The organism is Sphingomonas sp. TX0543 (genome assembly GCF_048565505.1).
Taxonomy (GTDB): domain Bacteria; phylum Pseudomonadota; class Alphaproteobacteria; order Sphingomonadales; family Sphingomonadaceae; genus Sphingomonas.
Genome location: NZ_JBLZUS010000001.1, coordinates 81,274 through 92,050, shown reverse-complemented (window position 1 = coordinate 92,050; position 10,777 = coordinate 81,274). Strand labels below are relative to the sequence as shown.

7 protein-coding genes, 1 tRNA gene and 7 pseudogenes are annotated in these 10,777 nt (G+C 63.3%); 4 read left to right on the top strand and 11 right to left on the bottom strand.

The window, feature by feature from the left end:
- Positions 1 to 55: 55 nt before the first annotated feature.
- Complete coding sequence (locus tag ACM61V_RS00470) at positions 56 to 820, bottom strand: IS6-like element IS6100 family transposase (protein ID WP_001389365.1); 765 nt, start codon at positions 818 to 820, stop codon at positions 56 to 58.
- 86 nt (positions 821 to 906) lie between these two features.
- Positions 907 to 1,398: an Lrp/AsnC family transcriptional regulator gene (locus ACM61V_RS00465; RefSeq protein ID WP_221885205.1), complete on the bottom strand. Its 492-nt coding sequence runs from the start codon at positions 1,396 to 1,398 to the stop codon at positions 907 to 909.
- Positions 1,399 to 1,427: 29 nt separating this feature from the next.
- On the opposite strand from ACM61V_RS00465, the gene ACM61V_RS00460 reads away from it, so the two are divergent.
- A complete protein-coding gene (locus ACM61V_RS00460) occupies positions 1,428 to 2,363 on the top strand; it encodes a phytanoyl-CoA dioxygenase family protein (RefSeq protein WP_226019448.1) in 936 nt (311 codons plus the stop codon).
- A 43-nt stretch (positions 2,364 to 2,406) separates the two neighbouring features.
- Here the strand turns inward: ACM61V_RS00460 and ACM61V_RS00455 are convergent.
- From ACM61V_RS00455 to ACM61V_RS00445, 3 genes and pseudogenes are all read right to left on the bottom strand, one after another.
- A tRNA-Arg gene (locus ACM61V_RS00455) sits at positions 2,407 to 2,483 on the bottom strand.
- Between the two features lie 195 nt (positions 2,484 to 2,678).
- A pseudogene (locus ACM61V_RS00450) lies at positions 2,679 to 2,951 on the bottom strand (DDE-type integrase/transposase/recombinase); the annotation flags it as partial.
- Positions 2,952 to 2,975: 24 nt separating this feature from the next.
- Positions 2,976 to 3,293, bottom strand: a pseudogene (locus ACM61V_RS00445) (integrase core domain-containing protein); the annotation flags it as partial.
- Positions 3,294 to 3,447: 154 nt separating this feature from the next.
- On the opposite strand from ACM61V_RS00445, the pseudogene ACM61V_RS00440 reads away from it, so the two are divergent.
- Positions 3,448 to 4,744: pseudogene (locus ACM61V_RS00440) on the top strand (IS110 family transposase).
- A gap of 214 nt (positions 4,745 to 4,958) precedes the next feature.
- On the opposite strand, the pseudogene ACM61V_RS00435 reads toward ACM61V_RS00440, so the two are convergent.
- From ACM61V_RS00435 to ACM61V_RS00415, 5 genes and pseudogenes are all read right to left on the bottom strand, one after another.
- Positions 4,959 to 5,770, bottom strand: a pseudogene (locus ACM61V_RS00435) (IS3 family transposase); the annotation flags it as partial.
- A gap of 62 nt (positions 5,771 to 5,832) precedes the next feature.
- Positions 5,833 to 6,330, bottom strand: a pseudogene (locus ACM61V_RS00430) (IS6-like element IS6100 family transposase); the annotation flags it as partial.
- The gene (locus tag ACM61V_RS00425) at positions 6,296 to 8,194 is read right to left on the bottom strand and encodes a strawberry notch-like NTP hydrolase domain-containing protein (protein ID WP_419713731.1); all 1,899 of its coding nucleotides are present in this window, start codon (positions 8,192 to 8,194) and stop codon (positions 6,296 to 6,298) included. The pseudogene ACM61V_RS00430 and the gene ACM61V_RS00425, both read right to left, overlap by 35 nt.
- A gap of 34 nt (positions 8,195 to 8,228) precedes the next feature.
- Positions 8,229 to 9,095: a DUF7146 domain-containing protein gene (locus tag ACM61V_RS00420; RefSeq protein ID WP_419713730.1), complete on the bottom strand. Its 867-nt coding sequence runs from the start codon at positions 9,093 to 9,095 to the stop codon at positions 8,229 to 8,231.
- The gene (locus ACM61V_RS00415; RefSeq protein ID WP_419713729.1) at positions 9,092 to 9,331 is read right to left on the bottom strand and encodes a hypothetical protein; all 240 of its coding nucleotides are present in this window, start codon (positions 9,329 to 9,331) and stop codon (positions 9,092 to 9,094) included. The genes ACM61V_RS00420 and ACM61V_RS00415 overlap by 4 nt, the downstream gene beginning before the upstream one ends.
- A gap of 223 nt (positions 9,332 to 9,554) precedes the next feature.
- On the opposite strand from ACM61V_RS00415, the gene ACM61V_RS00410 reads away from it, so the two are divergent.
- Complete coding sequence (locus ACM61V_RS00410; protein WP_419713728.1) at positions 9,555 to 9,824, top strand: hypothetical protein; 270 nt, start codon at positions 9,555 to 9,557, stop codon at positions 9,822 to 9,824.
- A gap of 4 nt (positions 9,825 to 9,828) precedes the next feature.
- Here ACM61V_RS00410 and ACM61V_RS00405 read toward each other — a convergent pair.
- Positions 9,829 to 10,257, bottom strand: a pseudogene (locus tag ACM61V_RS00405) (hypothetical protein); the annotation flags it as partial.
- A 2-nt stretch (positions 10,258 to 10,259) separates the two neighbouring features.
- Here ACM61V_RS00405 and ACM61V_RS00400 point away from each other — a divergent pair.
- Positions 10,260 to 10,604, top strand: a pseudogene (locus ACM61V_RS00400) (IS6-like element IS6100 family transposase); the annotation flags it as partial.
- Between the last annotated feature and the right edge of the window lie 173 nt (positions 10,605 to 10,777).

Here is a 10,777-nt window from a genome sequence, read left to right as displayed (position 1 = left end):
GGGCTCTGTTGCAAAGATTGGCGGCAGTCAGAGGTAGGCTGTCGCTCTGCGCCGATCAGGCGGCTGCTGCGAAATGGTGGTTGAGCATGCCCATGGCCTCCGTCAGCGCCGAGGGCCCAATGCCAAAAGCTCTCTCCACAAGGCGCACCTCGCCCCTGATGCCGGGCTGCAGGCACCAGGGGCGAGCCTGTCCTTTGCGCAGGGCTCGCATGACTTCGAATCCCTTGATCGTGGCATAGGCCGTGGGGATCGATTTGAAACCGCGCACCGGCTTGATCAGTATCTTGAGCTTTCCGTGATCGGCCTCGATCACGTTATTGAGATACTTCACCTGCCGGTGGGCCGTCTCCCGGTCCAGCTTTCCTTCGCGCTTCAATTCGGTGATCGCTGCACCATAGCTCGGCGCTTTGTCGGTATTGAGCGTGGCAGGCTTTTCCCAGTGCTTCAGGCCTCGCAGGGCCTTGCCCAGGAACCGCTTCGCTGCCTTGGCGCTGCGGGTCGGCGACAGGTAGAAATCGATCGTGTCGCCCCGCTTGTCGACTGCCCGGTACAGGTAGGTCCACTTGCCCCGCACCTTGACGTAGGTTTCATCCAGGCGCCAGCTCGGATCAAAGCCACGCCGCCAGAACCAGCGCAGCCGCTTCTCCATCTCCGGGGCGTAGCACTGGACCCAGCGATAGATCGTCGTATGGTCGACCGAAATGCCGCGTTCCGCCAGCATTTCCTCAAGGTCGCGATAGCTGATCGGATAGCGACAATACCAGCGCACCGCCCACAGGATCACATCACCCTGGAAATGGCGCCACTTGAAATCCGTCATCGTTCCGTCCGTCCAATCTCCGCCAAGCATGCTCAAGCTTCACGATTTTTGCAACAGAGCCTGCGAAAGCATGGTCGCCCCCTCTGTCAGGTCGCGTCTTGAGGGCTGTGATAGTTCGGCAACCTGTCGCGCCGACGGGCCTCGAAGACGATGGATGTTTCGATACGGGTGACGCCGGGCCGGCTCGTAAATTGATCGAGCGCCACGTCTTTCAAATGGAGCGTGTCGCGGACGGCGACATGCACGACCAGGTCGTAGCGTCCCGTGACTAGGTAAGCCGATCGCACTTCCGGGATCTCGGTGACATCCCGAAGGAAATCGTCGACCGTCTGACGCTTGTGCTTGGTCAGCCCGATCATGAGCAACGCCTCGAGACCGATGCCAAAAACCTTTGGATCGGCTTCCGCGTGCAGACCCTTCAGCGCGCCAGTCTCCCACAACCGGCGAATGCGTTGATGTGCGGAGGATGGGGCTAGGCCAACTTCCGCAGCGATCGCTTTGACCGTCGTGCGCGCGTCTTCCTGCAGAATGCCCAGAATGGCGAAATCTATTCGGTCAAGTTCGATGATATGCCTCAAATGCCATAATTCGTTCGTTTGAACGACAGATGAAGCGCCTCTATACGTCAACAGAAGGAAAACTACATAGGAAAATCGCCATGTCGCCGCTTGCCATGAACCGGTTGGAAACACTCTCCGACGTGCAGGTGGAGCAGTTTCGCGAGGAGGGTTTCCTCGCAGTTGAGAACGTCTTGCCTATGACGGCGGTCGAACAACTCCGCTCCCGCTTTGAACCGCTCTTCGCCGGAGACTTTGATACGGGCGTTTACCCGGACGAGTGGTACTGGCGAGAGGAACTGAGCAAACCTGACGTGACGCGGCACATGGCGAATGCCTGGAAAGCTGATCTCACGATCGCCGCGCTCAGCCTGTCTCAAGACCTTGGCAAAGCCGCCTGCCGTCTCACCGGGTGGCCAAGCGCAAAGCTCGGACAGGACACGATCTGGTGGAAGCCGCCCGGTGGGAAGCCGATCGCGTATCACCAAGACACGTCATTCATGGACTTCCTTGATCCCCAAGAGACGATCACCTTCTGGTTCGCCCTCGACGATGTGACCCGCCAAACCGGAACCCTCGAATACGCTCGCGGGTCACACAAATGGCCTTGCACGCCGATGCCTTCCAGCTTCCATGCGGCAGGGGATTATCGCGGCCAACTTCGCGCTGCCGCCCACGCCGCGAACGCACCGATGCCAGACATATACTATGCCGAGGTTCCGGCGGGGTCCGTCGTCATCCACGCCGGTGAAACCTGGCATGGGTCCGGACCTAACGGCTCCACCGGCCAAATGCGCCGGTCGATCGGGGTTCATCTCGTTTCCGGCCAAGCTCGATTTTCTGATCGGCGCGGAGGTTACATCTACCGGCGCTATCAGATCACCGGCGACGCCGGCCTCAACGAGAGCTTCTTCCCGATGCTGTGGTCCGCCGCCGGCGCAAGAACAACCTGGCTGGACGACTACTGCACGTCGGGCACGCGCTAGACAGTCGAGGTCCGGGGCTGCCTCGTCGACATTTAACGGTAGCTGGCGCACCCGACACGATTCGAACGTGTGGCCTCCACCTTCGGAGGGTGGCGCTCTATCCAGCTGAGCTACGGGTGCAGTCCGCCGTCCCTACATGGATCGACGGTCGCCGGTCAACGCAAACCAGTGTGGGCCGATGCCAGTTCACCGCATTTCCGGCGGCTTGTCTCTGCGACATCCGAAGCGTAGCAAACTGCTTCCGTGGTGCTTCCGTGAGGAGGCTCTGTTGCAAAGATTGGCGGCAGTCAGAGGTAGGCTGTCGCTCTGCGCCGATCAGGCGGCTGCTGCGAAATGGTGGTTGAGCATGCCCATGGCCTCCGTCAGCGCCGAGGGCCCAATGCCAAAAGCTCTCTCCACAAGGCGCACCTCGCCCCTGATGCCGGGCTGCAGGCACCAGGGGCGAGCCTGTCCTTTGCGCAGGGCTCGCATGACTTCGAATCCCTTGATCGTGGCATAGGCCGTGGGGATCGATTTGAAACCGCGCACCGGCTTGATCAGTATCTTGAGCTTTCCGTGATCGGCCTCGATCACGTTATTGAGATACTGACGTGCTCCCCAAAGCTCTACCAGTCATAACTGGAGTCCGGGGTTGTTATGGTGCCCCTCGGGGCGGGGTTGCGCAACCCGCCTGGCAGCATCGGCGGGCGTCAGCCCGCCAACACCGCTATGCGGGCGCACATGGTTGTAGTCGTCTCGCCAGAGCCGCAGCACCGAGCGGGCGTGGCCGAGCGACACGAACAGCGTCTCGTTGAGGCATTCGTCGCGCAGACGACCGTTGAAGCTCTCGACGTAGCCGTTCTGCTGCGGCTTGCCCGGCGCGATGTAGTGCCACTCGACAGGTCGCTCCTGCGTCCATCTCAGGATCGCCAGGCTGGTCAGCTCGGTGCCGTAGCACATTGGGAAGCGCTGGTTCGGGAGCCGCTATGGCCCTGATGAAGACAAGGCCGCGTAGCGGCCGCAGACTTCATCAGGGCAAGCCATGGCCGGTCAGCAGGTATCTAAAGTGAGGTTGTCGAGACAACACTTTGGAGGCCGACCGACCATGACCAAGCTCACCTCTACGCCTGCCGGCGCCGTGCTGGTAGCCATCGACATGTCCAAGAGCCGACAGGAGGTTCTCATCGAGCGACCGGAAGGCGGCCGGCGCCGGCGGATGACCGTCATGGCGACCAGGCAGGACTATGACGGCTTTGCCGAGCAACTCGCTGCTATCGGGCGCCCTATCATCGTCGGGTTCGAGGCGACGGGTAATTACCATCGTACGCTGGCGCACCGGCTGCTGACGGCAGGGTTCGAGCTGCGCCTCATCTCGTCGGTCGCGCTCGCCAGAACGCGCGAGGCGCTGCACAACGGCTGGGACAAGAACGACTCCAAGGACGCGCAGGTCATCCTGCACATGCTGCGGATCGGTGCGACGCAGCGCTACGTCGACCCGCTGGTGGCCGGAATCAACGACCTGCAGGAGCTCTCGAAGACTCACGAGACGATCTCAAGGATGAAGACGCAGACCTGGCATCGGATCCTGACCCACTACCTGCCGCTGTACTTCCCCGAGATCGCCCGCTTCGCAGGCAACAGCCGGTCCGACTGGTTCCTGGCGCTCATCGAGCGGTTTCCGACGCCGGCCACCATCACGGCGCTGGACCGCGAGGCGTTCTCGGCCGCGGCATGGCCGCTCATCGGCCGCAAGGTCTCCAAGGCACGCCTCATCAACGACATCTACGAGACGGCGTCCGCCTCGACGGCACTGCCGGTGCCGGAGAACTCAGCCGCCATCACCATGTTCCGCATGGTCATCGCGCAGGGCCGCAGCCTCATCCACCAGCGAGACGAGATCGAGCGGCTGGCCCATGCGCGGCTCGCCGATGACGTCGACTACCAGCTGCTGCGCAACATTCCGGGCATCGGTCCGATCAACGCGCTGACCATCCTGGCCGAGGCCGGTGATCTGCGGCGCTTCAACCATCATCGTCAGTTCCTGAAGTTCTGCGGTCTCGATCTCGCAACGTGTCAGTCAGGCACGTTCCGTGGCCGCACGAAGCTGTCCAAGTACGGCAATGCGCGCCTGCGCCGGACCTTCTGGATGGCTGCCCAGGTCGCCGCGCGTCAGCGCGACAACAGCTTCCGCGACAAGCTCGGACGATATGTCGCCGGGCACGCGGACGATGCCGACCGTCGCCGCAAGGCGATGACGGCGCTCACCGCCAAGATGGCGCGCGTGGCTCACGCCGTCATCAAGACGGGGACAGAGTACCGGCCGTTCCTCGAACGGTCGGATGCCAGGTGGAAGGACCCCTCTCTGCAAGTGCCGTGAGGGCGCTCGTCGAGCGACCCTGTAGATAATGTTCGGGCCTTCCACCTGGGTGCGTATCTCGTTTTAAGGATGGTGAGGACCACGGCCGCCTCGGCGCTGCTGGATCCTGTGTTTGCTATGGCAGGGAGCGATCCCGTTGACGGTGGGAGCCATCTGGCTCAGATTGCATGCCGCGCCGACGGTTGTCGGCGCATGGATATCTGCTGGCCAAAACCCGCCGCTGCTTCCCGACATAGGACGTTGTCGCTGACGATCATCAGCGGCGGCACACCGCGCACAGCGATGACGGCGTCGAGCTCGCGGGCGACCCGCGCACCTGACAGCGAGGTGTCGACCACCAGCGCCAGGCACTCGCGCGTGAAGTCGTCGACCACCGCCAGGATGCGGATGCGCCGGCCGCTGATCAGCGTGTCGCTGACGAAGTCGAGGCTCCACCGCTGGTTCGGTCCCTGGGGCAGCGTCATAGGCGCTCGGGTGCCCATCGCTCGCTTGCGGCCACGCCGGCGCCTGACCCGCAGGTTCTCCTCGCGGTACAGCCGCAGCAGCTTCTTGTGGTTCATGACCAGCCCCTCGCGGGCCAGCATGATCCCAAGCCGACGGTAGCCAAAGCGCCGACGCTCGGCCGCGATCTCCCGCAACCGCGACCGCAGGTCGCCATCATCACTACGCCGGGGCGCGTAGCGCACCGACGTCCTATCCACGCCAAAGATGGTACATGCCCGACGCTCGCTGATGCCGAACAGCTGCCGAGCATGCTCAACAGCCTTCCGCTGAGCGGCGGGCCTCACCAGTTTTTTGCCGCGACTTCCTTCAGAACCGCATTGTCGAGCATGGCGTCGGCCAGCAGCCGTTTAAGCCGGCCGTTCTCCTCCTCCAGCACCTTCAGCTTGCGCGCCTGCGACACGTCCATGCCGCCGTACTTGGCCTTCCATGCGTACAGAGTGGCGCTGCTGATCCCGTGTTTGCGGCACACGTCGGCGGTCTTCATCCCGCCCTCCTGTTCGCGCAGCACCGCGATGATCTGCTCCTCGCTGAACCTGGTCTTCTTCACGTCCGTCTCCTCACGAAGGCGGACTCTAGCTCAAACTGGCGGAGTTTCAGGGGAGCACGTCAATACTTCACCTGCCGGTGGGCCGTCTCCCGGTCCAGCTTTCCTTCGCGCTTCAATTCGGTGATCGCTGCACCATAGCTCGGCGCTTTGTCGGTATTGAGCGTGGCAGGCTTTTCCCAGTGCTTCAGGCCTCGCAGGGCCTTGCCCAGGAACCGCTTCGCTGCCTTGGCGCTGCGGGTCGGCGACAGGTAGAAATCGATCGTGTCGCCCCGCTTGTCGACTGCCCGGTACAGGTAGGTCCACTTGCCCCGCACCTTGACGTAGGTTTCATCCAGGCGCCAGCTCGGATCAAAGCCACGCCGCCAGAACCAGCGCAGCCGCTTCTCCATCTCCGGGGCGTAGCACTGGACCCAGCGATAGATCGTCGTATGGTCGACCGAAATGCCGCGTTCCGCCAGCATTTCCTCAAGGTCGCGATAGCTGATCGGATAGCGACAATACCAGCGCACCGCCCACAGGATCACATCACCCTGGAAATGGCGCCACTTGAAATCCGTCATCGTTCCGTCCGTCCAATCTCCGCCAAGCATGCTCAAGCTTCACGATTTTTGCAACAGAGCCCTGCTGGGAGCCTTCGGTCTTGCCGAGAGCACCCTCCCCGCCCGCGACACCGCCCATTTCGTGGGCCTCGTCGAAGGCGATCACGCCGTCGAAGTCGGGACCGGCCCAATCGAGGATCTGCTGTAGGCGCGTTGCATCCGAGCGGCCCGATCGCAGCCCCGGATACGTGACGAACAAGGTGCCCTCTTCGAGCGTGATGGGCTGGCCGATCTTCCAGTTCGAAAGTGGCTGCACGTCGGCCGAGAGGCCGCCAAGCGCGGTGACGTCGCGGCGAATGTCCTCGAGCAGGGGCTCGTTCTTGGTGACGAAGATGTGGCGGCGACGGCCCTGCAGCTTGTTGTCGAGGATGCAGGCGGCGATCTGGCGGCCCTTGCCCGCGCCGGTGCCGTCACCGAGGAAGAAGCCCTTGCGGTACTTACGTCCTTCAGGGTCGATGTCGAGGCCAACGCCTTCCTTGGCGGGCTTGAAGGTGCCCGGCAGCGTCTGGTTCCAGGCGTGGCCTGCATAGACGACGGTTTCGAGCTGGGAGGAGGACAGGAGCCGCTCGCTAACGGTGCGCTCGGGCAGATGGGGGACGTGATCGGGGATCGGCGCCGGGATCGAGCCCATGGCGACCGATTCAACGAGCGCGGTGGGGTGCTCGCCGGCTTGGTCGAAGACGATGCGGCTAGGCCGGTACGGCAGGTAGACGCCGACCTGTTCGGCCAGCGGCGCCGGGGCTTCCAGCTTGCGATAGCCGACGGGTAGAACCGCATTGGCCTTGGGCGCGTGATACGGCCGTGGTGCTGCCACCTTGGTCCTGCGCGCAGCGCCGAACAGCGATGTCGGCTTTGCAGGCACCGCGCGAGCCGGAAGATTGGCGGCGGGCTCCAGTCTGATGCGGGCGGGGATGTCGATTGCGTCGAGAAAGTCGAGCACGGCTGCGCGCTCGATGACGGCAGGCATGAGGTCGCCGGCGATCTTGTCGATGACATAGAGGCGAACCGCAATGTTGGTGCCGTGCTTGCGATAGCAGTGCTCGAGGCGGAGAGAGGAGCGCACCGTGCAACCGCTCAGGATCGCTTCGTAGGCAGTGCGCAGGCGCGCGCAGGGCGTGAACCAGTCGGGCATGATGGCGACGACGCGCCCGCCAGGGCTGACCCGCTTGATCGCCGCCTGCAGATGGCGCAGCGCCGCCAGGTCATCGGCGCCGCGGCCGATGCTGCGGGAAAACGGCGGGTTCATAAGCACGACGCTCGGCCGTGGGAGATCCGCGTGAAGGGCGACCAGCGCCGCGCCATCATGGCCTGTGATCGTCGCATCGGGGAAGATGTGCGCGAGCCGTTCACGGCGACGCGGGTCGATTTCGTTGAGCTGCAGCATGCGCCCGCGCGGGGCCTGGGCGATCAGGAGACCGTTGCCGGCGCTCGGCTCCAGCACGACGTCGTCGGCGCCGATCGACGCGAGCAGCATGGCCAGCGCCGCAATATCGGCAGGGGTGGAGAACTGCTGCAGCTCGATCTGTTCCTCGCTGCGCACGGTATGGGTCGGCAGGCGCTGCATCAGCGCGGACGAAACGGCGATGTCTGCAGGGGCGCTGATGCGATGGCCGTCGCTTGCGAGATGAAGGGCCAGGGCATGCTCGAGCATCTCGAAGCTGTCGCGCTGGGTCCAGCGCCCGTCGGCATCGCTGCCGCCGAACGCCTGTACCATGGCGTCATTCAGCTGGCGGCGGGTGATGGCGGCATCGGCGGCGAGAAGGGTGGCGATCGTGCGTGCCGCCGGCGCATCATTGACGTGCGTGAGATCGAGAAGGTCGCGCATGGGGGTCTCCTTGGGCTCTCTGCCGAACGGCAGATCACCCTTCCCCTCCCCCTCCCCTTTTCTGCGTCTCGAGGGCTTCGAGCGCCTGGGCCCAATCCTTGTACCCCTTCGGGAAATCGACACGGATCACGCGGTTGTCATGGGCGTAGCGGTGCGATGCCCGGTTTACGGCCCGGCGCCCCGCCGTGTCGTAATCGCCCGCGAGGATCAGTTCGGTCACGCTGTCGGGGATCGTCACCAGGCCGAACCGGCGCGAGCCGAGCGTTGCCCAGCACGGCAGGTTGTTGATGCGGCTCCACGCGCGGGCCGTCTCGAAGCCTTCGGCAAGCCCGATGGTGGGACCGATACCGCCCCCGCGCCATGCGCCCATGCCGAGCGAACCGATGGTCGCCTTGGCGGTGTAGCGCGCGGTTTCAGGATCGAGGAAGATCCGCTGCAGGGCGACAAGCCGCTGACCTTCGCGCACGGCGACCAGCAGGGCGGGCTTGAAAACGGTGTTGGGCTTTGCGCCATGCGGGCAGCGCGGATGAAAGCGGACGTCACCGGGAACGGGAAGCAGGAATCGCGACCCCAGATAGCGTTCACCGAGCGTGCCCGGAACGGACTGAGCCTGCGACCAGAGCCGTTCGATATTCGCGGTGCCGGCGCGCACATTGTCTGGTGGCGGCTCATAGTGGCGCGTGATGGCGATGCGATCGAGTTCGCGCAGCACGTCGATGGAATCGCAACCGGCAAAGCAGGTCACAAGGATGCCGCGATCCCCCTGCCGGAGGGACAGGCTGGGCTCGTGGTCATCATGGGCCGGGCAGCGGCACATGGCCCGGGTTCCGTGCCAGGTGCCGCGCAGGGTGCCGACGATGTCGATGAGTTGCTGCGAGGGGCGACGGGCGACGATGGTCATTGGTCATTGCCCGGCTTGGCCAGCGGCATGACGCGCGCGATGGCGTAGATGGCTTCGCTATCCTGAAAATAGGACGCCACCGCACAATCGTCGTCAGGATGGACAGGCATGCCGATGATGGCGGAGCGGGCACGCACATATTCGACGAGCGCGGTTTCGGCCGCCGGTTTGTTGGGGTGAATGTCTACGATGTCATCAGATCCCGGCTCGCTGATGAAGAGAACAAAGCGTTCCATGGGGAGTTACCTCCATGACGCAGATGCGTGGCAAGGCAGCTGCTATGGTTGAAGGGCGTTTGGCCGATCTGCTCGGTCCACTCCCTCTCTTCCCTCTCCACTCTTGCCGCATTTGTCTGTGAAAATGCCTGATAGTCCAAGGATATTATCGATTTGCCTGTAAGAAAGTAGGCTATGGAATCGGGTGCCCTGTTAGAAAATTACAGGTATAGCGGAAGGATAGATGTCGCAGTTCACGCCTCTCGAGATCGCCAACTGGATGGCCATTTACCTCGCAACCAGCCTGTGCTGTGCGATAGCCATGGTCCTGTCGGTCTCGGTCGCGCTGCACGGCATCTGGAACGATCGGATCTGGCAGGACGTGCGCAGCGTGAAAGGTGCTGCATTGCTGCTGCCCCGGATCTGGTGGCGCTGGCAGAAACTCTATCTGCTCTCGACGCCAGTCACGCTCGGCATCATCGGATATTTTGCGGCCAGCCTTTCCTGGCGCTGATGGCTCAAAGGCCGAGCCCCTGAAGCAGGGCGCGCCGTCCCGTGTGCGCATCGTCGTCCTGCCGGTCGATGGTCACGATTTGCCCAAGATGCGCCATGCGCGGATGCGTGATGGCCTTGCTCGCCTCGTACTCTTCGGTTTTGAAGCCCATGGCCTCGACGACAAGATTGCGGATCTCGCCGGTCTCGCGTGATCGTGCCTCGATCAGGAAGTCAGGGCGACACGGTCCATCGGGTGTAAGGGTGTCGAAGACCGGCTTGTCGATCGCGAGGTCTATGCCCCGGCCGTGCAATTCCTGCTGAGTGCGCAGGATGGTTCGGAACACGTCGCGCTCGAAATCGGAATCGACGGGCGCGAACAGCCGCCCATTGAGGATAGGCTGGGCATAGGCGCGCAGCGGCGCGTAGCCCTTTGCCTCGGGATATTTGCCGACGAAGCTATGGTGCAGCGATCACCGAATTGAAGCGCGAAGGAAAGCTGGACCGGGAGACGGCCCACCGGCAGGTGAAGTATCTCAATAACGTGATCGAGGCCGATCACGGAAAGCTCAAGATACTGATCAAGCCGGTGCGCGGTTTCAAATCGATCCCCACGGCCTATGCCACGATCAAGGGATTCGAAGTCATGCGAGCCCTGCGCAAAGGACAGGCTCGCCCCTGGTGCCTGCAGCCCGGCATCAGGGGCGAGGTGCGCCTTGTGGAGAGAGCTTTTGGCATTGGGCCCTCGGCGCTGACGGAGGCCATGGGCATGCTCAACCACCATTTCGCAGCAGCCGCCTGATCGGCGCAGAGCGACAGCCTACCTCTGACTGCCGCCAATCTTTGCAACAGAGCCCTGCGTCCAGCTTCTGGCTGGATTGTTCAATAAGGTCGGTCACGGTCTGCTCCTGATGCTGAACCGCATCAGGCCATCCCCCTCCCCTCTCGCCTCGGGGTTATGAGCCCGTGATCACC